The 26,136-nt window shown below is 70.2% G+C and carries 27 protein-coding genes; 24 read left to right on the top strand and 3 right to left on the bottom strand.

From position 1 onward, the window contains the following. Nucleotides 1–19: 19 nt before the first annotated feature. The 5 genes from JJL56_RS04575 to JJL56_RS04555 all read left to right on the top strand — a co-directional run bounded on the left by JJL56_RS04575 (nt 20) and on the right by JJL56_RS04555 (nt 4,431). Complete coding sequence (locus JJL56_RS04575; RefSeq protein ID WP_247890922.1) at nt 20–1,156, top strand: MlaE family lipid ABC transporter permease subunit; 1,137 nt, start codon at nt 20–22, stop codon at nt 1,154–1,156. Nucleotides 1,157–1,162: 6 nt separating this feature from the next. Next, entirely contained in the window at nt 1,163–1,957 is a 795-nt protein-coding gene (locus JJL56_RS04570; RefSeq protein ID WP_200484293.1) for an ATP-binding cassette domain-containing protein, read from the top strand. A 9-nt stretch (nt 1,958–1,966) separates the two neighbouring features. After that, the gene (locus tag JJL56_RS04565; protein ID WP_200484292.1) at nt 1,967–2,926 is read left to right on the top strand and encodes an MlaD family protein; all 960 of its coding nucleotides are present in this window, start codon (nt 1,967–1,969) and stop codon (nt 2,924–2,926) included. Further along, nucleotides 2,923–3,588: an ABC-type transport auxiliary lipoprotein family protein gene (locus tag JJL56_RS04560; RefSeq protein ID WP_200484291.1), complete on the top strand. Its 666-nt coding sequence runs from the start codon at nt 2,923–2,925 to the stop codon at nt 3,586–3,588. The genes JJL56_RS04565 and JJL56_RS04560 overlap by 4 nt, the downstream gene beginning before the upstream one ends. A gap of 81 nt (nt 3,589–3,669) precedes the next feature. Next, nucleotides 3,670–4,431 (top strand): DUF6969 family protein, encoded by a 762-nt coding sequence (locus JJL56_RS04555; protein ID WP_200484290.1) that lies wholly within the window; start codon nt 3,670–3,672, stop codon nt 4,429–4,431. 25 nt (nt 4,432–4,456) lie between these two features. Here JJL56_RS04555 and rpoH read toward each other — a convergent pair whose 3' ends face one another. Further along, complete coding sequence (rpoH, locus tag JJL56_RS04550; RefSeq protein ID WP_145623391.1) at nt 4,457–5,356, bottom strand: RNA polymerase sigma factor RpoH; 900 nt, start codon at nt 5,354–5,356, stop codon at nt 4,457–4,459. 299 nt (nt 5,357–5,655) lie between these two features. On the opposite strand from rpoH, the gene JJL56_RS04545 reads away from it, so the two are divergent. The 4 genes from JJL56_RS04545 (at nt 5,656) to pseG (ending at nt 9,885) form a co-directional block, all read left to right on the top strand. Then, nucleotides 5,656–7,065: a cytochrome ubiquinol oxidase subunit I gene (locus JJL56_RS04545; RefSeq protein WP_200484289.1), complete on the top strand. Its 1,410-nt coding sequence runs from the start codon at nt 5,656–5,658 to the stop codon at nt 7,063–7,065. A gap of 5 nt (nt 7,066–7,070) precedes the next feature. Further along, complete coding sequence (cydB, locus tag JJL56_RS04540) at nt 7,071–8,078, top strand: cytochrome d ubiquinol oxidase subunit II (protein ID WP_103041523.1); 1,008 nt, start codon at nt 7,071–7,073, stop codon at nt 8,076–8,078. A gap of 71 nt (nt 8,079–8,149) precedes the next feature. After that, nucleotides 8,150–8,824 carry a hypothetical protein gene (locus JJL56_RS04535; RefSeq protein ID WP_145623393.1) on the top strand — a complete coding sequence of 225 codons (675 nt, stop codon included), beginning with the start codon at nt 8,150–8,152 and terminating at the stop codon, nt 8,822–8,824. A 23-nt stretch (nt 8,825–8,847) separates the two neighbouring features. Continuing rightward, complete coding sequence (gene pseG, locus JJL56_RS04530; protein WP_345772545.1) at nt 8,848–9,885, top strand: UDP-2,4-diacetamido-2,4,6-trideoxy-beta-L-altropyranose hydrolase; 1,038 nt, start codon at nt 8,848–8,850, stop codon at nt 9,883–9,885. Here pseG and JJL56_RS04525 read toward each other — a convergent pair. Further along, nucleotides 9,872–10,642 carry an SDR family NAD(P)-dependent oxidoreductase gene (locus JJL56_RS04525; RefSeq protein ID WP_200484287.1) on the bottom strand — a complete coding sequence of 257 codons (771 nt, stop codon included), beginning with the start codon at nt 10,640–10,642 and terminating at the stop codon, nt 9,872–9,874. The genes pseG and JJL56_RS04525 overlap by 14 nt on opposite strands. Before the next feature lie 11 nt (nt 10,643–10,653). Further along, nucleotides 10,654–11,736, bottom strand: coding sequence for a 3-oxoacyl-ACP synthase III family protein (locus JJL56_RS32925; protein WP_145623396.1), 1,083 nt, complete (start codon nt 11,734–11,736; stop codon nt 10,654–10,656). Nucleotides 11,737–11,854: 118 nt separating this feature from the next. Between JJL56_RS32925 and JJL56_RS04515 the strand changes: the two genes are divergently transcribed. The 15 genes from JJL56_RS04515 to JJL56_RS32915 all read left to right on the top strand — a co-directional run. Further along, a complete protein-coding gene (locus tag JJL56_RS04515; protein ID WP_200484286.1) occupies nt 11,855–12,982 on the top strand; it encodes an aromatic ring-hydroxylating oxygenase subunit alpha in 1,128 nt (375 codons plus the stop codon). After that, nucleotides 12,979–13,737, top strand: a complete 759-nt coding sequence (locus JJL56_RS04510) for an SDR family NAD(P)-dependent oxidoreductase (protein ID WP_200484285.1) — start codon at nt 12,979–12,981, stop codon at nt 13,735–13,737. Before JJL56_RS04515 ends, JJL56_RS04510 begins: the two co-directional genes overlap by 4 nt. A gap of 29 nt (nt 13,738–13,766) precedes the next feature. Further along, entirely contained in the window at nt 13,767–14,318 is a 552-nt protein-coding gene (locus tag JJL56_RS04505; protein WP_145623399.1) for a GNAT family N-acetyltransferase, read from the top strand. Nucleotides 14,319–14,482: 164 nt separating this feature from the next. Then, nucleotides 14,483–15,190, top strand: coding sequence for a sugar phosphate nucleotidyltransferase (locus JJL56_RS32920; protein WP_247889268.1), 708 nt, complete (start codon nt 14,483–14,485; stop codon nt 15,188–15,190). Between the two features lie 14 nt (nt 15,191–15,204). Beyond that, a complete protein-coding gene (locus JJL56_RS04495) occupies nt 15,205–17,154 on the top strand; it encodes a tetratricopeptide repeat protein (protein ID WP_200484284.1) in 1,950 nt (649 codons plus the stop codon). Nucleotides 17,155–17,219: 65 nt separating this feature from the next. After that, entirely contained in the window at nt 17,220–18,827 is a 1,608-nt protein-coding gene (locus JJL56_RS04490) for a glycosyltransferase (RefSeq protein WP_200484283.1), read from the top strand. A 30-nt stretch (nt 18,828–18,857) separates the two neighbouring features. Continuing rightward, the gene (pseI, locus tag JJL56_RS04485; RefSeq protein ID WP_200484282.1) at nt 18,858–19,910 is read left to right on the top strand and encodes a pseudaminic acid synthase; all 1,053 of its coding nucleotides are present in this window, start codon (nt 18,858–18,860) and stop codon (nt 19,908–19,910) included. After that, on the top strand, nt 19,907–20,665 hold the full coding sequence (locus JJL56_RS04480) for a cytidylyltransferase domain-containing protein (RefSeq protein WP_200484281.1): 759 nt from the start codon (nt 19,907–19,909) through the stop codon (nt 20,663–20,665). Before pseI ends, JJL56_RS04480 begins: the two co-directional genes overlap by 4 nt. 15 nt (nt 20,666–20,680) lie before the next feature. Then, entirely contained in the window at nt 20,681–20,914 is a 234-nt protein-coding gene (locus JJL56_RS04475) for an acyl carrier protein (RefSeq protein WP_145623404.1), read from the top strand. A 19-nt stretch (nt 20,915–20,933) separates the two neighbouring features. Continuing rightward, complete coding sequence (locus JJL56_RS04470) at nt 20,934–21,752, top strand: alpha/beta fold hydrolase (RefSeq protein WP_200484280.1); 819 nt, start codon at nt 20,934–20,936, stop codon at nt 21,750–21,752. Continuing rightward, a complete protein-coding gene (locus JJL56_RS04465) occupies nt 21,749–22,012 on the top strand; it encodes an acyl carrier protein (protein ID WP_145623406.1) in 264 nt (87 codons plus the stop codon). The genes JJL56_RS04470 and JJL56_RS04465 overlap by 4 nt, the downstream gene beginning before the upstream one ends. After that, on the top strand, nt 22,009–23,202 hold the full coding sequence (locus JJL56_RS04460; protein WP_200484279.1) for an ANL family adenylate-forming protein: 1,194 nt from the start codon (nt 22,009–22,011) through the stop codon (nt 23,200–23,202). The genes JJL56_RS04465 and JJL56_RS04460 overlap by 4 nt, the downstream gene beginning before the upstream one ends. Further along, nucleotides 23,199–23,930 (top strand): SDR family NAD(P)-dependent oxidoreductase, encoded by a 732-nt coding sequence (locus tag JJL56_RS04455; protein WP_145623408.1) that lies wholly within the window; start codon nt 23,199–23,201, stop codon nt 23,928–23,930. The genes JJL56_RS04460 and JJL56_RS04455 overlap by 4 nt, the downstream gene beginning before the upstream one ends. A gap of 16 nt (nt 23,931–23,946) precedes the next feature. Beyond that, nucleotides 23,947–25,059, top strand: coding sequence for a 3-oxoacyl-ACP synthase III family protein (locus JJL56_RS04450; protein WP_145623409.1), 1,113 nt, complete (start codon nt 23,947–23,949; stop codon nt 25,057–25,059). 142 nt (nt 25,060–25,201) lie between these two features. Further along, nucleotides 25,202–26,136: flagellin N-terminal helical domain-containing protein (locus JJL56_RS32915; RefSeq protein ID WP_425599115.1), on the top strand; the 935-nt coding region annotated here is incomplete at its 3' end.

Genomic DNA, 26,136 nt, shown 5'->3' with positions numbered 1-26,136 from the left:
GGAAAGGGCAGGACGGGGCATGGCGCGCGAACGGGCGTGGTTGGAATCGTCGCGCGCCGGCGACGGCGAGTGGCGGCTGACGGCTCTCGGCCATTGGGACCTGAAGGCCGCCGGGGCCCTGTCGGGCACGCTCGACCGCTTCGCGCTGGACGGCGGCGGGGCGGTCAGCCTCGACCTGTCGCGGCTGGACGCCATGGACACGGTGGGTGCCTATCTGCTGTCCATGCTGTCCGACCGGCTGAAGGCGGCGGGCCATGGCGTCGATCTGTCCGCCATCCGGCCGGAGCACGCCGCCCTGTTCGACGCCGTGCGCGAGGTCGGCCCCCCGCCGGTCGAGCGGGCGGAGACCCACCACCCCATCCTCGACATGCTGGAGCGCACCGGGCGCACCGCCGTCGACGGGCTGCGCGAGGGGCGGGACCTGCTGTCCTTCCTCGGCCTCATCACCATCACCTTCGGGCGGCTGATCGTGAATCCGCGGCGGCTGCGCTTCCGCTCGGTGATGTTCCACATCGAGCAGACCGGGCTGAACGCCCTGCCGATCCTCGGGCTGCTGTCCTTCCTGATCGGCGTGGTGCTGGCCTTCCAGGGAGCAGACCAGCTCCGCCGCTTCGGGGCGGAGCTGTTCGTGGTCAACCTGCTGGGCGTGTCCATCCTGCGCGAGATCGGCATCCTGATGACCGCCATCATCGTGGCGGGCCGCTCCGGCTCCGCCTTCACCGCGCAGATCGGCACCATGAAGGTGAACCAGGAGGTGGACGCCATCAGCACGCTGGGGCTGGACGTCGTGGAGCTTCTGGTGGTGCCGCGCGCGCTGGCCCTGATGATCACCCTGCCGCTGCTGGCCTTCTACGCCGACATCATGGGGCTGTTCGGCGGTGCGGTGATGAGCTACGCGACGCTGGACATCACCTTCGGGCAGTTCATCCGCCAGCTTCACGGCGCCGTCACCCTGCCGCATTTCGTGGTTGGACTGGTGAAGGCGCCGGTCTTCGCGCTGGTGATCGCCATGGTCGGCTGTTACGAGGGGCTGAAGGTCTCCGGCAGCGCCGAGAGCGTGGGCACGCTGACGACCAAGTCGGTGGTGGAGTCCATCTTCCTGGTGATCGTCCTGGACGCGGTCTTCTCCGTCCTGTTCTCCTTCCTCAGGCTGTGAGGGGCCGTGGCGCCGTTTGACGACACACAACCGGATGCGCAGGACGCGGTGATCCGCGTGCGTGGGCTGGTCACGCGCTTCGGCCCGCAGGTGGTCCATGACGGGCTCGACCTCGACGTGCGGCGGGGGGAGGTGCTGGGCGTGGTCGGCGGCTCCGGCACCGGCAAGTCGGTCCTGCTCAAGGAGATCCTCGGCCTGATCCGCCCGGCGGACGGCCGGATCGAGCTGCTGGGCCGCGACACCGCCGACCTGCCGGAGGCGGAGCGGGTGGCGCTCCAGGCGCGCACCGGCGTGCTGTTCCAGAACGGCGCGCTGTTCAGCTCGATGACCGTGGCGCAGAACGTCATGGTCCCGCTGCGCGAGCACACCGACCTCCCGGCGGCGCTGGCAGCGGAGATCGCGCGGGTGAAGATCGCCATGTCCGGCCTGCCGCCCAACGCCGGGGCGAAGTTCCCGTCGGAACTGTCGGGCGGCATGATCAAGCGTGCCGGGCTGGCCCGCGCGCTGGCGCTCGACCCCGACATCCTGTTCCTGGACGAGCCGACCGCCGGGCTTGACCCCATCGGCGCCGCCGCCTTCGACCAGCTGATCCGCAACCTGCAGCGCAGCCTGGGGCTGACCGTCTTCATGGTCACCCACGACCTGGACAGCCTGACCTCCATCTGCGACCGCATCGCCGTGCTGGTGGACAAGAAGATCCGCGTGGGCACGCTGGAGGAGCATCTCCGGGACCCGCATCCCTGGATTCACGACTATTTCCACGGACCGCGCGGCCGCGCCGCGCGCCATGCAGAAAGCTGACCGGACGCCATGGAAACCCGCACCAGCTACATCCTCGTGGGCAGCTTCGTGTTGGCCTTGCTGGCCGGACTGTTCGTCTTCACCGTCTGGGTCGCCAAGATCCAGCTGGAGGAGACGCGCCAGCCCTATTACATCTATTTCACCGGCTCGGTGACCGGCCTTCAGGAAGGCAGCCCGGTGCGCTACCGCGGCATTCCCGTGGGCACCGCGACCGACATCCGCCTGGACCCCAACGACGTCAGCCGCGTGCGCGTGCGGATCGAGGTGCAGGAAGGCACGCCGATCAAGACCGATTCCATCGCCTCGCTGGAGGTGCAGGGAATCACCGGCGGCGCCTATGTGCAGATTTCCGGCGGCACGGAGATGAGCGAGCTTCTGCGCACCGCGCATGACGGCGGCATACCGGTGATCCCGTCGCGCCCCTCCTCCCTGACGGTGTTCGTCGACGCCGCCCCGCAGCTTCTGAACCGCGCGCTGGACCTGACCAACCGGGTGGCCGACCTGCTGACCCCGCAGAACCAGGCGGCCATCGCGGAGATCCTGGCGAACACGCGAACGTTGACCGGCGAGCTGGCCCGCGCCAGCCATGGGCTGGACGGCACGCTCGCCCAGGCCAACCGCACGCTCCAGGGATTCGAGACGGTCGGCCCGCAGCTTGGCCAGACGATGGAGCAGGCGCAGCGCACGCTGGCCGCGGTGGAGAGCGGCACGAAGACCCTGACGGGCGACCTGCACACGCTGGCCGGATCGCTGAACAAGACCGCCACCCAGCTCAACGCCATGATCGGCGAGAACCGCGGGGCGCTGCGCGACTTCACCGGCGGCGGGCTGTATGAACTGACCTTGCTTATCTCGCAGTTGCGCGACCTGTCGGGGCAACTGTCCCGCGTCGTGACGCGGATCGAGAATGACCCGTCGAACTTCCTGTTCGGCGGAACCCGCCAGGGCGTGGAGGTGCGTGGACGATGACGAGCCGTTTGATGAGGGCGATGGGGGCGGCGCTGCTGACGGTCGGCCTGATGACCGGCTGCGCGGCGCTGAACCCCACCGCGCCCAGCCTCTACACCCTGACGCCGGGGACGATGGCGGAATCGGGGTTGCCGCCGGTGAGATGGCAATTGCTGGTCGAGCCTCCGGCGGCCAGCGCCGGGATCGACACGCCGCGCATCGCGGTCACCCGCTCCGCCACCGCGCTCGACTACTTCGCCGGGGTGTCCTGGGCCGACCGGGCGCCGAACATGGTGCAGGGGCTGATCGTCCAGTCCTTCGAGGACAGCCGGCGGATCGTCTCGGTCGGGCGGGATTCCGCGGGGCTGCGCTCCGACTTCCTGCTGAAGACCGAACTGCGCGATTTCCAGGCGGAGTTCAGCGACGCCAGCGCCGCGGCGCCGGATCGGGTGCGGGTGCGGCTGTCGGCCAAGCTGGTCGCCATGCCCAACCGGACCATCGAGGCGGGCGAGACCTTCGACGCCGTGGTCCCGGTGCGCGGGTCGGATTTCACCGACGTGATCGCCGCCTTCAACACGGCGCTGGGGCAGGTGGAGGGCGCGTTGGTCGACTGGACCCTGCGGCGGGGCGAGGCGGTGTTCCGCGCGGATGCCGGCCGCGCCGGTTCGGCGGGCCCCCGTTGAGGAAAGCGCTTGCTAAGCGTACAAAGCCTCATACGTAATAGGGATCTGGGAAGGGCTGGGGCTGACGGGGCAGAGCATCCGATGATGGAGCTTTCGGAGCTTTCGCGCGACGAGTTGCAGGCGATGTCGGAGGCCGCGCGGGAGGTCCGGCTGTGCCAGCGCGTGCTCGCCAAGACCGGCGACACGGTGGTGGGGGAGCTTCTGCGCGGGCACGGTACGCTCTACGAATGGCGCCACTACCCGCCGGGCGACGTCTACGACGCCGAGTATCACGCCCAGTACTATTACCACTGCCACCCCGAGGACGAGCGGCCCGACGGCGAGCATGGGCACTTCCACACCTTCCTGCGTCCGCTGGGGATGCCGCCGGGCATGGAGCCGGTGCCACTGAGGGATTACGAGGAGCCGGACAACCCCAACGACGCCCTGTCCCATCTGGTGGGGATCGCCATGGACGTGGCGGGGCAGCCGGTGCGCCTGTTCACGACGAACCGTTGGGTGACGGGAGAGACGTGGTACGCCGCCGACGACGTGATCCGCATGCTCGACGGCTTCACCGTGGACCACGCCCGTCCGTCCTGGCCGGCGAACCGCTGGATCACCGCGATGGTGCGGCTGTTCCGCCCCCAGATCCTCAGCCTGCTGCACGAGCGCGACCGGACGGTCGCCGCTTGGAGCGACCGCCATCCGGACGGCTGGGTCTATGAGGATCGGGCGCTGGAGGTCACGTCACAGATTTTGATCTCGGTGGAGGAGCAGGTCGCCGCGGTGGATCACGCGCTGCGCGGCGTGTGGCGACGGTCTTCCGTGCTGCCGGAACCGCCGCGCTTCGTCACGCAGTAACGCACCGTGGGGAGGCTGCGGCCGGTCAAACCGGCAGCAGCGCCTTGCCCGTGGTGCCCGGAATCTGCCGGGCCTGGGCCATCACCGCCTTCTGAACCTTCTCGAAGGCGCGCACCTCGAGCTGGCGCACGCGCTCGCGTGAGACGTGGAAGTGCTGGCTCAGCTCCTCCAGGGTCAGCGGCTCGTCGCGCAGGCGGCGGGCCACCAGGATCTGCCGCTCGCGGTCGTCGAGAACGCCGAGCCCCAGCTTCAGGAACTGCTGGCGGCGCTTGCGCTCCTGCGCACCGGCCAGGATCGCTTCCTGGTCGGGGCTCTCGTCGGCGAGAAGGTCCAGCCATTCGCTGTCGCCATCCTCGGCCAGGGTGGCGTTCAGCGAGCGGTCGGTTCCCAGCCGGCGGTTCATCTCGACGACGTCGGCCTGGGAGACGTCCAGCGTCGTCGCGATGCTCTCCACCGCCTCCGGAGACAGGTCGCCGCCGAAGGTGCCGTTCTCGGCGTCCTGCAACTGGGCCTTCAGCCGGCGCAGACTGAAGAACAGCTTCTTCTGCGCGGCCGTGGTGCCGATCTTCACCAGCGACCAGTTGTGCAGCACATATTCCTGGATCGCCGCCCTGATCCACCAGGAGGCGTAGGTGGCGAAGCGGAACCCCTTGTCGGGGTCGAACTTCTGGGCCGCCTGCATGACGCCGACATTGCCCTCGGCGATCAGGTCGGACAGCGGCAGGCCGTAGCCCTGATAGCCGCGGGCCATTTTGAAGACGAGCCGGAGGTGGCTGCCGATCAGCTTGTCGAGGGCGCGGCGGTCCTGCCGCTCCCGCCAGCGGATGGCGAAGTCGCGTTCCTGCTCGGGGGTGAGGTAGTCGTACTTGCGGGTTTCTTTTAGAAAGAGGGTGAGGGGTTCGCCAGAAACTGCCAGTTCCGTCAAAGAGCTTCTCCTGATTCCGGCATCCTCGGGAAACACCCTGCAATGGACCGATGGCCCCCGGCCCGGCTGGCCGGCGGGGCCATCGGAGCGGGGTGGGATCGGCTGTGGCCCAGGGCCGGCCGTGAATGTGTGGATGTCGGCAAGAGCTTAGAAATAAGAGGTCGCAGCCGTGGTTCAAGGGGCGGTGGGAAAGAAAGTATCCGCAGCCGGAAAATGGGAACTCCCCGGAATGGGCCGCGTTGGGGTCGGGTTGGGCCGGCTGGAATCGGCCCGGTGACCGCCAACGGAGGACCGCGGCCATGGACCTCGATCCGCTGCTTCTGTCACGAATCCAATTTGCTTTCGTGATTTCTTTTCACATTCTTTTCCCCTCTTTTACGGTGGGGCTGGCCTGCTGGATCGCGGTTCTGGAGGCGCGGTGGCTGATGACCGGCAAGGCGCTGTACCGCAGCCTGTCGGAGTTCTGGACGCGGATTTTCGCCATTTCCTTCGGCATGGGCGTGGTGTCCGGCATCGTGATGACCTACCAGTTCGGCACGAACTGGAGCCGCTGGTCCGACATCGTCGGCAACGTGCTGGGGCCGTTGATCCAGTACGAGGTGGTGACCGCCTTCTTCCTGGAGGCTGCCTTCCTCGGCATCCTGCTGTTCGGGCGGGACCGCGTGCCGCGGGGAGTTCATTTCCTGGCGGCGGTGCTGGTGGCGGCGGGAACGGTTCTGTCCTCCTTCTGGATCTTGTCGGCGAACAGTTGGATGCACACCCCGGCGGGGGCGGAACTGCGCGACGGGCGGTTCTTCGTCACCGACTGGTGGGCGGTGGTGTTCAACCCCTCCTTCCCCTACCGGCTCGCCCACATGCTGACCGCGATGTTCCTGACCACCGGATTCGTGGTGGCCGGCATCAGCGCCTTCTACCTGCTGCGCAACCGCTTCCTGGAGCACGCGCGGGTCGGGCTCAGCATGTCGCTGGCGCTCATCACCGTCCTGGCGCCCTTGCAGATCTTCCTCGGCGACCTGCACGGGCTGAACACGCTGGAGCACCAGCCGGCCAAGATCGCCGCGATGGAGGGCCATTGGGAGGGCGGGGCGCGGGCGCCGCTGATCCTGTTCGCCATTCCCGACAACGAGGCGGAGGCCAACCACGCGGAGATCGCCATCCCCGCCCTGTCGAGTCTGATCCTGACCCATGAGTGGGACGGGGTGGTCCCCGGCCTGAAGAGTTTTCCGGTGGAGGACCGGCCCAACCCGGAAATCCTGTTCTGGACCTTCCGCATCATGGTGGCGATCGGCATGGTCATGCTGACGGTGGCGCTGATCCATCTGGTGCAGCGGGTGCGCGGGAAGCTCTACAGCCCCAACTGGTTCCACAAGCTGCTGGTCGGCTGCATGCCGCTGGGCTTCATCGCCATCCTCGCCGGTTGGTTCACCACCGAGATCGGGCGCCAGCCCTGGGTGGTCTATGGGATGATCCGTACGGCGGACGCGGTGACCCCCGCGCTGACCGGCGGGGCGGTGCTGACGTCGCTGATCGTTTTCATGGTGGTCTACGCCATCATCTACGGGGCCGGGACCTATTACCTGTTCCGGCTGCTGACCATCGGCCCGGCGCGGTTGATCGACGAGGATCTGGAGATTCCCGCAGTGGCGCAGGGCCACCAGCCGAAGCGGCCCCTGTCGGTGCCCGGCGAATCCATCGAACCCGCGGAGTGACGTCCATGGAAGGCAGCCTGCTGACCCTCGCCTGGGTCGCCATCGTCGGTTTCGCCGTCTTCATGTATGTGCTGATGGACGGCTTCGACCTCGGCATCGGCATCCTCTACCCCTTCGCTCCCAGCGAGGAGGCGCGGGACGTCATGATGAACTCCGTGGCGCCGGTCTGGGACTTCAACGAGACGTGGCTGATCCTCGGCGGGGCGGGGCTGTTCGCGGCCTTTCCCATCGCCTACGCCGTCGTCCTGCCGGCCATGTATCTGCCGCTTCTGCTGATGCTGATCGCGCTGATCTTCCGCGGCGTCGCCTTCGAATTCCGCTTCAAGGCGCGGAGCAGCCGCCATTTGTGGAACAAAGCCTTCTTCCTGGGGTCGCTGCTCGCCACCTTCGCGCAGGGGGTGGTTCTCGGCTCCTTCATCCAGGGGATCGAGGTGGAGGGGCGGAACTTCGCCGGAACCATGCTGGACTGGCTGACCCCCTTCAGCCTGTTCTGCGGCGTGGCGCTGATCGCCGGATACGCGCTGCTGGGGAGCACATGGCTGATCTGGCGGACGATCGGCATCCTGCAGGACTGGTGCTTCCGCGTGGCGCGGCGGCTGCTCATCGTGGTGCTGGTTCTGGTTGCCGCGGTCAGCTTGTGGACGCCCTTCCTGGACGCCTCCATCGCCGCGCGCTGGTTCTCGGTGCCCAACATCCTGCTGCTGTCGCCGGTGCCGTTGATGGTCGGCTTCCTCGCCTTCGGCCTGTGGCGGGCGCTGGACGAGGGGCGGGAGGTTCTGCCCTTCGCCTTCGCCATGGGGCTGTTCGCCCTGTCCTACCTGGGACTGGCGATCAGCCTGTGGCCGGTGCTGATCCCGCCGGGAATCACCGTGTGGCAGGCGGCGGCCCCGCCGGAGACGCAGGTCTTCCTGCTGATCGGCATGGCCTTCCTGATTCCGACGATCCTGATCTACACCGCCTACAGCTATTGGGTCTTCCGCGGCAAGGTGACGGGCGCCATCGGCTATCATTGAGCGCGGCGATCGTTGAGCCGGGGCCTGCCCCTGGCGTACAAGAGCCGACCCCCATCGACGGAGAGCGTGCCATGAGCCCAGACACCACCCCGGACATCAGCTTCGCCGAGGTGATGCTGCGCAAGGGCGCGGAGCTGTTGCAGGACACGATTCCGGAGGATGCGTCGGAGGAGGCGGTGAACATCATGGCGCGCCGTCTGGCCATCGCCGCGACGATGGACGCGCCGTTGGTCGTCCACGCCGAGGGCGGCGGCCGGCCGGAGATGTTCGAGGAGGCCATGCGGCTGGCCGATGTCTCCGCCGGGGAGCGCGCCGCCGCCCTCGCCGAAGCCCGGCAGACGGAGCGCGCCGTGGTGTTCGAGTTCGATGGCACCGGCCTGCTGACCGGCAACCGCGTGGTCGCCGCCGTGATTCGCCCGGAGGATCGGCCCGACCTTCTGGAGGCCTATCTCGCCATCGGGCGCCTGCGTGACGGCACCGCCCAGGTGACCGTCGCCCCGGCGACCCTGCGCCTCGACGCCCGCGCGCTGGCGGAGACGCTGGCGCTGATCGGCCCGGCGGCGCAGCACAGCGCCAACGCCGCCAACGCCGCCATGGCCCATGCGGCGAACATCACCGCTTTGCCGGGGCATGAGCTGGACAGCCTGCCGGGCGCCCTGGTGGCGCTCTACTGGCACGCCTTCTGCCTGTCCTCCGCCCGCGCGCGGTTGCGCCCCACCGGGCCGAACGCGCCGACCCTGCATTGAGCGTTGGGGAGCGGACCTTGAGGGTGCTGTTCCGCGCCGACGCCGGGGCGTCCATCGGGGCCGGGCACGTCATGCGCTGCCTCGCCGTGGCGGAAGCCGTGCAGGAGTTGGGCGGCGATGCGCTGTTCGCCGCGGCGAGCCTGCCGCCGGCTTTGGAGGATCGTCTGCGGGCAGCCGGAATCGCGGTTCGCCGGATCGCCGCGGACGCCGGCAGCGCCGCCGACCTCGTCGCGACCGGCGCCATCGCGGCGGAAACCGGCGCTGCCGCCGTCGTGCTGGATGGCTACGGATTCGGGGAAGACTGGCGGGCCGGACTGGCCGGGACGGGGCTGCGCATCCTGGCCTTCGACGACGCCGGGACGGGGGAGCCGATCCACGCCGGGTTGATCGTCAACGCCGCCCCGGATGCCGGGCTGCTGCCCTACCGCAAGGGGAACCCGGATGCCCGGCTGCTGCTCGGCCCCGCCTACGCGCCGTTGCGGCGGGAGGTGCGGGAGGCGGCGGCGGCGGCCAAGCCGCCGTTGGAGGAACGCCGCGGCCTGCTGGTGACCTTCGGCGGCTCCGATCCGCTGGGGCTGACGGCTCCGGTGATCGAATGCCTCGCGCCCCGCCTGCCCCCCAGTGTTTGGCTTGACGTGGCGGTCGGCGGGGCGGTGCGCGATGCGGGAGCGGTGGAGGCGGTGGCGGAGCGTTTCAAAGACAGCTTGCGGCTGCACCGCGACACGCCGCGCATGGGCCACCTGATGGCGCAGGCCGGGCTGGCCGTCTCGGCGGCGGGCACCACGACCGGGGAACTGGCGGCCATCGGCACGCCCGCGGTCCTCGTCACCATCGCCGACAACCAGCTGGAGGCCGCCCGCCAGTCGGAGGCTCTGGGCTGGTGCGCCTTGGTGCCCGGACAGACCGAAGGCGCTCCGGAGCGGATCGCTGACGTGGCGCTGGAGCTTTGGGCCGATCCGGCGCAGCGGCGGGCCATGGCGGACAAACTGGCGGGGATCGTCGATGGCCAGGGCGCCGTGCGCATCGCGCGGGCGCTGGCGGAGGCCGTCACCCGGCGGTGAAGCCGCCGTCCACGGGCAGCACGGTCCCGGTCACCCAGCGCCCGCTGTCGGCCAGCAGATAGGCCACGGCGTCGGCCACGTCCTGCGGTGCGCCGTAGCCCAGCGGGTGGGCGGCGGCGAGCGCCGCGTTCTGCTCCGCCGGCAGCATGGCGAACTGCTTCTCCGCCTTGGCGCCCAGCACCACCGCCGGGGCCACCACATTGACACGGATGCGCTTGTCGGCGAGTTCCAGCGCCAGCGATTGCGCCACCGACACCAGCGCCGCCTTGCTCGCGGCGTAGAGCGAGCGGCCCTTCTGCCCCTTCAGCCCGGCGACCGAGCCGACATAGACGATCGACCCGCCGCCCGGCGCAAACACGCCCTTCTGGTGGAAGCCGCGCGCCAGCATCAGCGACGCCCCGACGTTCAGCGTAAAATAGCGGTCGAACTGCGCCCGGTTGACCTGCCGCAGCACGGAATAACCCTGCTCCGACGCGGAATGGACCAGCCCGGCGAAGGGACCGCCCGCCTCTGCCAGCCCCTTCATCCAGCCGGGGATGGCGTCCAGATCGGTCAGGTCGAAGGGGGCGACGCTGTGCCGCTCCGGCTCGTCCAGCAGGGCGTGGGTGGCTTCCAGCGCGTCGGCGCGTCGGCCCACCAGCGTCAGGGCGGCGCCCAGACCGGCCAGCGTCCGGCAGATTTCCCGCCCGATGTCGCTGTCTGACGACGCCCCGGTCACCAGCAGGCGCCGTCCCGTAAGGTTGAGCGGGTTGCGCATGGAGCGGCAGCTCAGGGAGTCAGCAGGGGGAAGTCGTCGGGGATCTCCTGCACCGCCGGGGCGGGGATCGGCCCGACGTCGGCGACCACGGCGCCCCAGGACCAGCCGACGCCGAAGCCGGCCAGCAGCATCTTGCGCGTGCCGGTGGACAGCGCCTCGCCCAGCCGGTGGCTGACCGCCAGCGGGATGGAGGCGGAACTGGTGTTGCCGAAGTCGTGCATGTCCACGAGGAATTTTTCCGGCGGGAATTTGGTCTTCTTGCGCAGATGCTCCAGCATGAAGGCATTGGCCTGATGCATCACGCAGAGGTCGATGTCCTCCACCCCCACGCCGGCGAACTCCAGCGTCTCGCGGATCAGCGGCGGCACGGCGCGCAGCGTGAAGGCGAACACCTCCGCTCCGTTCAGCGACAGGCGCGAGTCGGTGAACATCCGCTCCTGCTTCTCCGCCGGCCAGGGCTCGCGTCCCGGCACCAGCGAATTGCGGCGCCCACCGGCCTTGACCCAGATGTTCTTGGCGCCGCCGCCGTCGGTGCCGACGACGACGTGGATCGGCGCGGCCCCCTGGCTGACCTCCAGCGCCACCGCCCCGCCCGCGTCGCCGAACAGCGGCAGGGTGGAGCGGTCGCCCGGCACGAGGTGGCGCGAGCTGGTGTCGCCGCACAGCACGATCGCCCGCCGGCCCGTCGATCCGCCGAGCAGCCGCCCGGCCATCCACAGGCCGTAGACGAAGCCGGAACAGCCCAGATTGACGTCGAAGCAGGCCGCACCGGTCGACAGCCCCAGCCGCTTCTGCATGACGCAGGAGGTCGCCGGGACGTTGTAGTCCGGGTCCTGCGACACGAAGACCAGAACGTCGACGCTGGCCGGGTCCCAGCCGAGCTGGGCGAGCAGCCCTTCCGCCGCCGCGACGCACATGTCCGACGCGCAGATGTGCGGCGGGGCGATGCGCCGCTCGTAGACGCCGGTGGTGGCGAACAGCTTCTCCGCCTCCTCCGCCGTGAAGAGGGAATGATCCTCCAGGAAGGAATGGCGGTGCGGCGGCACGGCGGCCCGGAATCCCGCGATGCGCACGCCCTCGATGATGGCCTTCACCGGATGCTCCCTCCCACCGTCGCCGCTGCGTCCGTCCTGGACTTGGGCGAATTCGGAGACTATTAACCGAAAGAACGCTAGGGTCGAATGATTAACGAACCGATAAATGGAATCAGCCATGGATGACCGGGGTCAGCAAAGCCGGCTTTCGTTCCCGCCCGACATGGTGATCCCGCCCCAGCGTTACTCCGGCGAGGCCAATCACGCCGAAGAGGCGGCGCGAGTCTTCCGCCGCTGCTGGATGTTCGTTGGATTTACGGACGACCTGCGCAACGACAACGACTTCATCACCGCGGACATCGCCGGCACCTCGGTTCTGGTGCAGAACTTCGACGGCGAGCTGCGGGCCTATCACAATGTCTGCACGCACCGCTATTCGCTGATCCACCTGCGGCCCTGCGGCAACGGCAAGCCGGTCTGCCCCTATCACGGCTGGGTCTTCAACCGTGACGGCGTTCCGGTCGGCATCCCCGGCAACCGTGAGCATTTCGGCCTGGACGACGCCGCGAAGAAGCGCCTCGCCCTGCGGCGTTTCGAGGTGGCGGTGCGGGGCCGCTTCGTCTTCGTGCGGCTGGAGCCGACCGGGCCGGGGCTGGACGAACAGTTGGGCGCCTATGGCGCCGTCCTCGACCATCTGTCGGAGCTGTTCACCGACCGCATCGACGAGGGCGTGCTGCCCTGGAACGCCAACTGGAAGGCGGCGCTGGAAACCGCCCTGGAAGTCTACCACGTCGATGCCACCCACCCGGACACCTTCAAGAGTTACGTCAAGAAGGTGTGGATCTGCTCCTACGAGGGCGAGCATTCGCGGGGCGTCAGCCAGCTGTCCGACGGCTCGGCGCGCTGGTGGGACGGGGTGAGCCAGAAAATGGGGCTGCCGCGCAGCGACCGGCTGGAAAGCTACGACCACTATCTGATCTTCCCCAACCTCGCCATCGGTGTCTCCCACGGCGCGTTGATGAGCGTCCAGACCTACGACCCCATCGGGCCGGACCGCTGCGACCTGCATTTCCGCCTGTTCCTGGGGGAGACTTCCAAGCCGCAGACCAAGGGCGGGGCCGCCCGCAAGGCGGTGGAGGCCAACGTCGCCGGCTTCAACCGCACCATCCTGGGCGAGGACCAGCGCGTCGCCGAAGCCACCCACAAGGGGCTGAAGCAGGTCCAGGCCCCGGCCGTCCTCGGCTCCTGCGAGGAGCGCATCGCCGCCTTCCACCGGGCGTGGCTCGCCCGCATGGTGGCCGAATGACACCGCTCGTTGATCTCACGGGGCGGCACGTCCTGGTCACCGGCGCGTCCGCCGGGATCGGGCGGGCGACGGCGCTGCTGGCCGCGACACTCGGCGCGCGGGTCACGCTCAACGGGCGCGACGCGGGGCGGCTGGACGAGACGCTGGCTCTTCTACCGGGGGAGGGGCACCGGACGGCCGCGTTCGACCTGTCGGACAGCGACGCCATTCCCGGCTGGGTCAAGGCACAGGCCGAGGCCGGGGGTCCCATCGCCGGGCTGGCCCATTGCGCCGGGGTGCAGGTCGGCAAGCCGGTGCGCGGCGTCGACCGCGCCTTCTTCGACAGCATCCTGCACGCCAACCTGCTGAGCGCGCTGGCGCTGGCCCGCGGCCTGCGGCAGAAGGGATGCCATGCCGAGCCGGCGGCGCTGGTCTTGGTGTCCTCCGTCGCGGCGGAGATCGGGCAGCCGGGCAACGTGGTCTATTCGGCGGCCAAGGGCGGGTTGGTCTCGGCCACCCGCGGGTTGGCCATGGAGTTCCTGCGCGACGGCATCCGCGTCAACTGCGTCGCCCCGGCGATGGTCGAGACGGAGATGATGGAGCGCTTCCGCCGCACCACCACGGCGGAGCAGTTCGAGGCGATCCGAGCCGCCCATCCCATGGGCTTCGGCAAGCCGGAGGACGTGGCCTCGGCCATCGCCTTCCTGCTGTCGCCGGCCAGCGGCTGGATCAACGGGGTGATGCTGCCGGTGGACGGCGGCTATCTGGCGACGTGACGCCGCGCGCGTTCGAAGGGTAAGGGTCCATGTTCCGCTTCCGCCGTCCGACGACCGACGATGCCGAGACGCTGCTGCGCTGGCGCACCGAGCCGTCGATCACCCGCTTCATGTTCACCGATCTGGAAACCCCGGATGTGGACCGGCAGCGCGCGTGGCTGGCCGCGATGGACGCCCGCCCGGACTTCCGTCATTTCATCATCGAGCATGAGGGCCGCCCGGTCGGCTATCTTTCCTACTATGACATCGACCGGGTGCATCTGCGCTGCTCCTCCGGCTCGTACATCGTGGAGGAGAAGGACCGGAAAAAGCTGGCCGGGTTCCTGCACTGCTTCATCATGGACTATTGCTTCTACGGATTGGGGATGAACAAGCTCTTCAACTATTTCATGGAGGGCAACGACACGGTCATCCGCATCCAGAGGGTTGTGAAGGCGCGCGAGGTCGGGGTGCTGCGTCAGCATGTCCAGAAATATGGCCGTTTCCACGACGTCCATGTGTTCGAGACGCTGCGCAGCGACTGGGAGGGGCATCCCCATATCTTTTCGCGCGAAACCACGCTGGCGGCCTTCGCGGAATAGGCCATGCGGCGAGGGGCTTACGTTGGGCGGTCGGCCGGGAAAGTTTGCCGTCACCCCCACCGAATGTTTGACCAATCCACCGCCGACGCGGTATGCGGCGGGTATGGGGGCGGCGCCGCGGCGCCGGAAGCATGAGGGGAAGCACGGTGCGGCCTGAGGAAGCCTTGACGGACATCGACGTCACGCTGCTTGCCGGCGGTCTCGGCTCGCGCATGCGGGGCGTCTCGGGCGACACGCCCAAGGTGCTTGCGCCCATCGCGGGCCGCGCCTTTCTCGGACATCTGCTGGACCATCTGGCGGCCTACGGCGCGCGCCGGGTGGTGCTGTGCCTGGGCCATCTGGCCGACCGGGTGACGGCGTGGCTGGCCCAGGGCGACACCAACCGGTCGCTGGACGTCGTCTGCCAGATCGAGCCGAGCCAGATGGGCTCCGCGTCGGCGCTCGCCTACATCCGCAAGGATCTCAAGGCCGGCACCGTCCTGGTGATGAGCGGCGACACCTTCCTGGACGCCGATCTGCGCGCCTTCGTCGCCTCGCACCGCCTGTCAGGGGCGGAGGCGTCGGTCCTGTGCGTGGAGGTGGAGGACGCCGCCCGCTTCGGCCGGGTGGAGGTCGGGCCGGACAGCCGGGTCCGCCAATTCCTCGACAAGGCGCCGGGGCGCGGGGTCATCAACGCCGGAGTCTATCTCTTCTCCGCCGCCTTCCTCGACCGCATCGCGGCCTCCGGGGCCAGTTCGCTGACCCGCGACGTGCTGCACAAGATGCCGCCGGGCACGCTGCACGGCCACATCGCCAAGGCCCGCTTCATCGACATGGGCACGCCGGAGAGTCTGGCGGTCGCCGCCAGCGTGATCGGCGGCCGCGAAACCTGAGCGGAGCGGGCGCCGTGGCGACGCTGGACGAGGCGCTGGCCATCGCGCTCGACCTTCACACCGCCGGGCGGACGGAGGAGGCGGAGACCCTCTACGGTCGCATCCTCGACGCCGTTCCGGACGAGCCGAACGCCCTTCACCTCTATGGACTTCTTTGCGCCCAAGGCGGGCGGCTGGAGCAGGCCGCTGAACTTCTGGGCCGGGCGGTGGCGCTGCGTCCCGGCCTGCCCGAATACCGCGCCAACCTCGCGATGCTGCATCAGGCCCGCGGCGACCCCGCCGCGGCGGCCGAGGAATACCGGGCCGCCTTGTGTCTTTGCCCCGATTCGGCGGCGCTCGCCTTCCCGCTGGCCGGAGCGGCGCGGCAAGCGGGGCAGGGCGGGCTCGCCTTGGCGGCCTACCGCCGAACCACCCTCATCCAGCCCGACCTTGCCGAGCCGATGGTCCAGGCCGGCATCCTGCTGCGCTACGAGGGGCGGACGGTTGAGGCGGTGTCCGTCCTGCGCCGCGCCGTCCGGCTGCGCCCCGACCATGGGGAGGCGTGGCACCATCTCGGCGTGGCGCTCCAGCGCCTCAAGGACCCGACGGCGCCGACGGCGCTGGCGCACGCCGCCACCCTGTTGCCGGAGGACGCGACGGTCCGGCTCAATCTCGGCCGCGCCCGTTACGAGGCGGGGCGCTGGGACGACGCCGCAGCGGCCCTGCGCAGCGCGCTGGCGCTCACCCCGGCGAACGATAGCGCGCTGGAGCTTCTCGCCGCCGCCCGGCACAGAACGGGCGGGGAGGGCGAGACCGTGACGGTGCTGCGCCGTCTGCTGCGGCTGCGTCCGGACGCGGCGAACGGCTGGCACGCGCTGTCCCTGTCGGAACCCGGCGCCCTGGGGTCGCTCCACCGGGCGTTGGCCCTTCAGCCGGAACACCGCAATGCGCTGAGCGGTCTGGCGAACCGGCTGCGCGACCGGCGGGAGATCGCCGCATCGCTGCGCCTGCACGACCGGGCCGTCCGCCTCCAGCCGTCCAGCGCCGAGGCGCGCTGGAACCGCTCCCTGGCGCGGCTGCTCGCAGGCGACCTGACGGGCGGCTGGGAGGATTACGAGGCGCGTTGGGGCGTGGCCGATTTCCCGACCAAACCGCGCGGCCTGCCGCAGCCGCTGTGGAGCGGTGAGGACATCGCCGGGCGGACCATCCTGCTGCACGAGGAGCAGGGCCGCGGCGACGCCATCCAGTTCGTCCGCTACGCCCCTCTGGTGGCCGCCCGCGGCGCCCGCGTGCTGCTGGAGGTCGGGGCCGATCTGCTTCCGCTGTTCCGCGGCCTGCCGGGGGTTGAGCGGGTTTTCGCGCGCGGCGAGCCCTTGCCGGCGTTCGACTGGCAGTGCCCGCTGCTCAGCCTGCCACGGGCCTTCGCCACCCGGCTGGAGACCATTCCCGCCGCCGTTCCCTACCTGACCGCCGACCCGGCGCGTGCCGCGGCGTGGCGGGAGCGGTTGGCCGGCGACGGCCTCAAGGTCGGGCTGGTCTGGGCCGGCAACCCGCAGTTCGCCGGCGACCGGGAGCGGTCGCCGGGGTTGGCGGCGCTGGCCCCGCTGCTGGCGGTGCCGGGCTGCCGCTTTTTCGGCCTGCAACTCGGCCCCGGCCATGACGAGCTGGCGCGGCGACCGATGCCCCTGTCCTTCATCGATCTGGAGCCGGAGATCCGCGATTTCGCCGACACCGCGGCGATCATGGCGTCGCTGGACCTCGTGCTGTCCTCCTGCACCGCGCCTGCCCATCTGGCGGGAGCGCTGGGTGTCCCGCTGTGGCTGCTGCTGTCCCACGCGCCGGACTGGCGCTGGCTGCTCGACCGCGCCGACAGCCCCTGGTACCCGACCGCCCGCCTGTTCCGCCAGCCCCGCCCCGGCGACTGGGCCGCGGTGGCGGAGGAGGCCGCGGCGGCGCTGGCGGAGCGGGTTGCCGCGCGTTCTTGAAACCTTAACCACACCGGGGCTATCAGGAGGCGAAGCGCACGACACGCGCCGGTTGGGGGAACAGCATGTCCGACATCGCCGGGGACCAGGCCGCCACGCTGAAGGCCCTGCTGGCCGAGCGCCAGTTCAACGCCGACCGCCTCAACGCCCTGACGGCCCATTGCGAGCGCATGCGCCGCGAGCTGGATCGGGACGCCCGCCTGTCCATCGCCGAGGAGTTGCGCCACGATCCGCCGACCGGGGAGACGGTGCTGCTCCACTCCGTGCTGTTCCAACTCACCGGCGACCTCTACCACTACGAACGGATTCTCCATTACCTGCTGCTGGGTGGGGAGCGCGTCGGGCCGCAGCTGATGCACTACACTTACTGGTGCATGGCGCGGCAGCTGTTCCTGGCCGCGTCGGCGCCGGAGAAGCTGGGCGCCTTCGGCCCCTGCGACCTCTTCCGCTTCTACGAGGAGCTGGTGCGGGCGGTGGCGCGGCGCTGGGGCGTCGTTCCACCGCGCCACGTGCCGCGCGACGGGGCAATCCGCCGGGTGGCCGTGCTGACCAACCAGTTCACCAACGACCAGCACCAGCCCTCGCGCGACTGCTTCGACTACGCCAGCCGGCTCCAGGACGATTTCGGGCTCGACGTCGCCATCGTCAATTGCAACACCATGCCGCTGCGGGCCGAGAGCCTGTTCGTTCCGCCGATGATCGCGGAGCTGGTCGCCGATTACGAAGGCGTCTTCGCGCTGAAGATGTTTGGCAAACAGGTGAAGATGGCCTCCTTCACCGACCGCGCCTTTTCCAAGGACAAGCTGGCCACCATCGTCGGTGCCATCGACGGCTACGACCCCGACCTGCTGGTGACCTTCGGCGGGGCCAACGTGGTGGGGGACCTGTTCGCGGTGACGGACGCCCGGCCCGTGGTCTGCCTGCCCACCACGTCGGGCATGACCATCTCACTGGCCCATCTGGTGCTGGGCTACGAGGAGGGGAACCACACCGACGCCATGCCGGCGCTCTACCGCGGCCCCTTCGCACGGCGCTTCCGGCCCTTCACGCTGGGCTTTTCCCCGCCCCCCACGGCGGGGGTCGGGGGCGCTCTCGACCTCGGCGATGCGGCCTTCGTCTTCGCCGTGGTCGGCACCCGCCTGGATTTCGAAGTGACCGCGGAATTCCTCGCGCTGGCCGATTCCATCCTCGACCGCTGCCCCGGCGCGGTGATCGTCTTCGCCGGGCAGGTGGAGCAACTGCCGGCCCGTCTGGCGGCGGCGCGCAACGGCGCGCGGATGCGCAGCCTGGGCCACCTGACCGACATCCGCGCCTTCTACCGGCGCTGCCACGCCTACCTCAACCCGTCGCGCCAGGGCGGCGGCGGCAGCGCCGCCTACGCCATCGCGGAGGGGCTGCCGGTGGTCACGCTGGCCTGGGGCGACGTGGCGAGCGTTGCGGGGGCGGGCATTCCCGTGCCGGACGCCGCCGCCTATGTGGAGCGCGCCGCCGCCCTCGTCGCCGACCCGGCGCTGCGGGAGCGGCAGGCGGAGCTGTCGCGCATCCGCTTCCGGACCGTCGGCGACCGCCACCGCTGCGCCGAACGGCTGCTGGCCTACGGCGAGGAAGCGCGGGACCTTCTGCGGGCTGCCGCACAAAAGGAAGACCCGCCGTCCGCTTCCGTGGCAGTGTAAGCCAAGACCATCACAGCGAGACCGCCCTCCGTGCCGCGCGACGTCATCATCAACGGCCGTCCCATCGGCCCCGGCCATCCGCCCTATCTGATCGCCGAGATGTCGGGCAACCACAAGGGCGACCTGAACCGGGCGCTCGCCCTGGTCGACGCCGCCAAGGAGGCCGGCGCCGACGCGGTGAAGCTGCAGACCTACACCGCCGACACGCTGACCATCGACCATGACGGGCCGGGCTTCCTGCTGGAGGGCGGGCTGTGGCAGGGCCGCACCCTGCACGACCTCTACCGCGAGGCCCACACCCCCTGGGAGTGGCATGGCCCGCTGTTCGAGCGCGCGCGCGCCATCGGCCTGACCATCTTCAGTTCTCCCTTCGACGACACGGCGGTGGATCTGCTGGAGCGGTTGGACGCCCCGGCCTTCAAGATCGCCTCCTTCGAGCTGAACGACCTGCCTCTGATCCGCCGGGCCGCCCGCTCCGGCAAGCCGCTGATCCTGTCCACCGGCCTCGCCACGCTGGGCGAGATCGCGGAGGCGGTGGAGGCGGCGGGCGACGCGCCGCTCGTCCTGCTCCATTGCGTCAGCGGCTACCCGACGCCGCCCGAGGACTGCAACCTGCGCACCATCCCGCATCTGGCGCAGGCCTTCGGCGTGGCCGCCGGCCTGTCCGACCACACCCACGGCGCGGCGGTGCCGGTCGCGGCGGCGGCGCTGGGCGCGGTGGTGATCGAGAAGCATTTCACGCTGTCCCGCGCCGACGGCGGGGTGGACAGCGCCTTCTCCCTGGAACCGGCGGAGTTCAAGGCGATGGCCGCCTCCGTCCGCACCGCCTGGGCGGCCTTGGGCCGCGTCCATTACGGGGTGAAGCCGAGCGAGGCGGGCGGGCGGGACTACCGCCGTTCCCTCTACGTCACCGCCGACGTGGCGGCGGGCGAGGCGCTGAGCGCCGTCAGCGTCCGCTCGATCCGTCCCGGCTTCGGCCTGGAGCCGAAGCATTTCCCCGCCGTGCTCGGCCGCCGCGCCGCCCGCGCCCTGACGCGCGGCGAGCCGCTGCGCTGGGACATGCTGGCCCCGGAGGAGGAATGAGCGCCGCCACGGCCAAGCCGCGCGTTGTCTGCATCTCGCAGGCCCGCATGACCTCGACCCGACTGCCCGGCAAGGTGCTGATGGAAGCGGCGGGGCGGCCGCTGCTGGCGCATCATCTGGGCCGTTTGGCGCGCTGCCGGACGCTCGACGCGCTGGTGCTGGCGACCACGGCGAACGGCACCGACGACCCGGTGGCGGAGCTGGCGGGATCGCTCGGCGTGCCGGTGTTCCGCGGCGACGAGCAGGACGTGCTCGGACGCTTCGCCGGGGCCGCCGCCATGGCCGGAGCGGACGTGGTGGTGCGGGTCACCGCCGATTGCCCGCTGATCGACCCGGCGCTGGTGGACCGTGTGGTGACCGCCTTCCTGGAGTCGGCGCCGCCGCTGGACTATCTCAGCCTGGACGTCACCCGCTTCCCGCGCGGGCTGGATGCGGAGGTCTTCACCCGCGCCGCTCTGGACGAGGCCGCCGCCAACGCCACCGACCCGGCGGAGCGCGAGCATGTCACCGCCCACCTCTACCGCCGCCCGGAGCGTTTCCGCATCGGCGGTCCCCTGACTCCGCAGGACGGCAGCGTCCTGGACCAGCGCTGGTGCGTGGATGAGCCCGCCGACCTGGAACTGGTCCGCCGCCTGCTGGGCGCCTTGCTTCCCGAAAATCCCGGCTTCGGCTGGCAGGATTGTTGCAATCTGCTGCGCCAGCACCCTGAATGGGCCGACCTGAACGGCAGCGTGCGTCAGAACACGCTCCACTGAAACGGAGACACCACCATGGACCGCAAGGAATTCCTGCTCGCGCTCGACGAGATGCTGGAGCTGGACGCCGGCACCCTGACGGGCACGGAAGAACTCGACTCGATCGACAGCTGGGACTCTCTGGCCGTCATCAGCTTCATCGCTCTGGTCGATGAGCGGTTGGGCCACGTCGTGGAAGGCGAGAAGCTCGTCAAGGCGAAGACGGTGGACGACCTGCTGGGGCTGGCCGGCATCGCCGTGGCCGCCTGATCCTGTGATGGATGGCCGGGTGACCGGAAGGATCGAGCGCTCCCCACGGCGCGGACGAGCCGACATCGAGGGCGGTCCGGCCTCCTATCTGTCGATGGGGCAGGGCGGCGTTCCGGCTCTGCTCCTGCACGGTTTCGCCGGGGATTCGCTGACCTGGCAGTTCAACGCCGCGGCACTGGCCGCCGACCGCCGGGTTCTGGCGGTGGATCTGCCGGGGCACGGCTCCTCGACCCTGGAGGTCGGGGACGGGCGGGTCGGCGCCTTCGCACCCTGGCTGCTGCGCCTGCTGGACGCGCTGGAGATTCCGTGCGTCCACGCCGTCGGCCACTCCATGGGCGGCTACGTCGCGCTGGCACTGGCGCGCTTGGCGCCGGATCGGGTGGCGAGCCTGTCGCTGATCGCCAGCGCCGGCCTCGGTCCCGATTTCGACCTGGAGTTCCTGCGGCGGGTCGCCGCTCTGGAGACGGTGGAGGACGGGCGGGACTGCGCCGCGCGTCTGTTCGCAAGGCCCTGGCTTCTGGCGGGGCGCGTCGGCGAGGTGATGCACGCCCAGGCCGCCGATCCCCGGCGCCGCGCCGCTCTGGAGCGGATCATCGCCGGCTCCTTCGCGGAGGCGCACCGGTCACCCGGTCCGGTGGACTGGACGGCCTTCCCCATGCCGATCCAGCTTCTGTGGGGGCGGGAGGACCGCATCATCCCGGTGCCGAGTGCCGACCGCCTGCCCCCCGCTGCACCGCTTCATCTCTTCGACAAGGCCGGGCACTTGCCGCATAGTGAGGCGGCAACCCCCGTCACGGCCATCCTCCGCGACTTCCTTTCCGCATGCGACCACCAATGACCGAATCCATGTTCGCGCTGATCGCCGAAGAGCTTGCCCGCATCGCCGCCGACAAGGGGGAAACCCTGCCGGCGCTCGGCCCGGACACGCGCTTCCTCGGCGGGGAGTTGCCGATCGACTCCCTCGACCTCGCCACGCTGTTGGTGGTGCTGGAGCAGCGCACCGGCCAGGACCCCTTCCGCGCCGGCTTCGTCCAGTTCAACACGGTCGGGGAACTGGCGGCCCTCTACCGTCCGGACATGCCCACCGGGTCCGCATGAACCGGCCGCCACCCTCCTGGCTGCATCCCGGCGTCCGCCTGATCGAGGCGGAGCGAAGCGTGGGCTGGGCGGAGATCGCCGCGCAGGCCGACACTTTCGAAGCGGCGTTCCGGGCTGCGGGGGCGCGCGTGGTCCTGCCGCCGCGGGGCGTTCCGGCCCTGGTCGCCGCCCTGGTCGCCGCCGAGCGGGCCGGGGTGGAACTGCATCTGTCGCGCCGCACCTCCGCGGAGACGGACGCGAAGCCCCACGAGCCGGGCTTCGCGGTGCTGCTGGAAACCTCCGGCACCACCGGCGCGCCGAAGCTGATACGCCACGACTTCCAGCGCCTGCGCGGGCGCCTGCGCGGCACCGCCGATCCGGGCGCGCGCTGGCTCCTGGCCTATGAGCCGGCGGCCTTCGCCGGGCTTCAGGTCATCCTGACGGCCCTGGCGTCCGGGGCGACGCTGGTGTCGGCGCCCGGCGCCGGTGCGGGGGAACTGGCGCGTCTCGCCGTGAGGCACGCGGTGACCCACATCAGCGCTACGCCCAGCTTCTGGCGCGCCTTCCTGCTGGCGCTCGACGGCGACGCGCCGCCCCTGGCGGCCGTCACGCTGGGCGGTGAGGTGGCCGACCAGCCGCTGCTCGACCGTCTGGCGGAGGGCTTCCCGAATGCGAAGCTTCGCCATATCTACGCCGCGACGGAAACCGGAGCCCTCTTCGCGGTGGGCGATGGAATGGCCGGCTTCCCAGCCGCGTGGCTGGACGGCGGCATCGACGGGGTGGGCCTGCGCCTGAGCGATGGTGTGCTGGAGGTGAACAGCCCCCGCGCGATGCTCGGCCATGGGGATGGCTGGCTGTCCACGGGCGACGTCGTGGAGGTGCGCGGCGATCGTGCGCTGTTCGTCGGGCGGCTGGACGGTCGGATCAATGTCGGCGGGGTCAAGGTTTCGCCGGAGGTGGTGGAGCAGGTGCTGTTGGACGTGCCGGGCGTGCAGGACGCCTTGGTACAGGCCGCCGCCAACCCGGTGACCGGCCACATCGTGACCGCTCTGGTGGTCCCGGCGCCGGGGGCGGAGGAGGCCGCTTTGCGCGCCGCGATCCGCACCGCCGTCGCCGATCTGCCGCCGGCCGCGCGCCCCCGTCTGGTGACCATGACCGGGAACATCGCCCTGGGAGCGGCGGGCAAGAAGACGCGGAAGGGCACGGCATGAGCGCCAAACGGCACGTCATCGTCACCGGGGGGAGCCGCGGGCTGGGGCTGGGGATCGTCGAGGCGCTGCTGGCCGAGGGCTACCGCGTCTCCACCTGCAGCCGCGCGCCGAGCGAGGCGTTGGAACGGCTGGCCGGGCCGGACCTGTTCTGGCAACCCTGCCGCATCGGCGACGGGGACGAGGTGCGCGCCTTCATGGACGCCGCCCTGGACCGGGGCGGCGGGTCGCCGCTCTGGGGGCTGGTCAACAACGCCGGCATCGCGCGCGAAGGGGTGCTGGCGACCTTTCCCGAGATCGACGTCGAGGAGGTCATCCAGGTCAACCTGACCGGCGCCATCCAGGTCGCCCGCGCCTTCCTGCGCGCCAAGCTGGTGAAGCGGGGGCCGGGGCGGATCGTCAACATCTCCTCGATCATCGGGCAGCGGGGCTACAATGGACTGTCCGCCTATTCGGCGTCGAAGGCGGGGCTGGACGGGCTGACCCGAGCGCTGGCGCGCGAGGTCGGGCGGCTCCAGGTCACCGTCAACTCGGTCGCGCCCGGCTACCTCGCCACCGAGATGTCGGGCACGCTGGCCGAGGGGCAGCGCGACCAGATCGTCCGGCGCACGCCGCTCGGCCGGCTGGGCGAGGTGGCCGACGTGGTGCCGGTGGTCCGCTTCCTGCTGGGCGACGGAGCGGGCTTCGTGACCGGCCAGACCATCGTCGTCGACGGCGGCATCACCGGCTGACGGAAGGAGGCGCCCCATGGTGGCCAGCGTGATCGAGGGCGTCGCCCTGGCGGGAATCGTCGCCTGCGTTCCGGAACGGCGCGAGACGGTGGAGGATCTGGCAGCCCGTTTCGGCGAGGACGCCGCCCGCCGGATCGCCAAGGCGACGGGCATCGAAGCCCGCCACCTCGCCCCCCCCCATCAATGCACCTCCGATCTGGGGGAGGCCGCGGCGCGGCGCCTGCTGGACCGGCTGGGCTGGGCGGCGGACAGCGTCGATCTGCTGGTCATGGTCACCCAGACCCACGATCACATCCTGCCGGCCTCGGGCTATCTGCTCCACCATCGGTTGGGGCTGGGCAAGGGGGCGGCGGTGCTGGACCTGACCCTCGGCTGCTCGGGTTACGTCCACGGCTTGTGGACCGCTTCGGCGATGCTGAAGGCGGCGGGCGGGCGGCGCGCCCTGCTGGTCGCGGGCGACACGACATCGCGCGTGCTCGACCCCGACGACCGCACGGTGGCGCCTCTGTTCGGCGACGCCGCCACGGCCACGGCGCTGGTCGCGGAGGAGGGGCGCTTCCCCATGGCCTTCGCGTTGGGCAGCGACGGCGCCGGCGCACCGTACCTCGCCGTTCCCGGCGGCGGCCTCCGGCGGCCCGGCGAGCCCGCGCACCTCTTCATGGACGGCACCCAGGTCTTCGCCTTCACGCTGCGGGAGGTGCCGGGGAACATCCGCGCCGTTCTTGAGCATGCCGGCTGGACGATGGAGACGGTGGACCGACTGGTCCTGCATCAGGCCAACGCCCAGATGATCCGCCACCTTGCCCAGAAGCTCGGCGCCACGCCCGACCAGACCGTGCTCGGGCTCGCCGGATTCGGCAACACCAGTTCCGCCTCCATTCCCCTGGCGCTGGCTTCCGAACTGGGAGCGGCGTTGTGCGGCGGTCCGTTGCGCCTCGTCCTGTCGGGATTCGGCGTCGGCTGGTCCTGGGGAAGCGTGGCGCTGACCGCCGGTCCGCTCGCCGTCTGCGAGGTGATGGCGCTTCCTGCAAGCCCGGCAGAATCTGCCGGGTCGGAAGCACAACCGGCAAAGGGTGCCGGGCGAGAGGCAATTCTTGCCGGGCACCCGGCAAAAATTGCCGAGTCCTGATTTGCCCGGAGGCAGGAACTGCCTCGCCCGGGCGGCAAATTCGATCTGGCCCATTTTTTGCCTACCGGTAGCCCGAGGGAATTAGTCCCTCTCCGTGCGCGCACCGTCGTACGGACTGACATCCTCCAAAAGGAGTGACTCCATGGCTACCAGCGACATCTCCCTCTCGTCGTCGATGCGCACGAACCTGCTGCAGCTGCAGGGCGTCCAGGACTCGATCGCGAAGAAGCAGAACATCCTCTCGACCGGCAACAAGATCAATTCGGCGCTCGACGGCCCGACCTCGTTCTTCGCCGCGAAGAACCTGACCCAGCGCGCCGGCGATCTGACCGCGCTGAAGGACACGATGGGTCAGGCCATCAGCACCATCAAGGCCGCCGACAAGGGCTTGACCTCGATCGACGACATGATCGAGCAGGCGCGCGGCCTGACCACCGCCGCCTATTCCGCGCTCGGCACCGACGCCGGCTCCGTCGCCACCCGCAAGTCGCTCTCCAACCAGTTCAACGCGCTGAAGGAGCAGATCGACAAGCTGGCCGGTGACTCCGCCTACGGTGGCAAGAACCTTCTGGCCGGCAACGGCCTGCGGCTGGACTCCACCAGCGAATCGCGCCGCGCCGTCAACACCATCCAGGGCATCGAGAACGCCCGCGTCACCAACGTGGTGTCGACCGACACCTACACGGTGCGCGTCAAGGGCGACGGGTCCATCGAGGGCGCGGCCGGCGAGATCAACAGCGCCGAAATGGCCCACGGCCTGGTCGGCCTGAAGCTGTCCGGCACGATGAACACGACGGCGGGCAGCTTCTCCGACGTGCAGATCGAGGTCCGCGGCGCGTCGGGCCGCGAGCGGTCCTTCATCGTCACGGACGGCAACGAGTCCCGCACGGTCACCTACTTCGACAACAGCCAGACCATCGCCGCCAACACGACGACGGCGGCCAAGACGGGCACCCCGCAGATTACCAACGTGACGCTGGGCGGCACGATCGAAGCCGGCGACAGCTTCACCATCACCGTCGAAGACCAGACCTTCACCTACACCGCCACCGCCGGCGACGTGGCGACGGGTCAGAC

This window comes from Azospirillum aestuarii (assembly GCF_016632405.1).
Classification (GTDB): Bacteria; Pseudomonadota; Alphaproteobacteria; order Azospirillales; family Azospirillaceae; genus Azospirillum; species Azospirillum aestuarii.
This window is presented reverse-complemented; position numbering and strand designations above follow the sequence as displayed.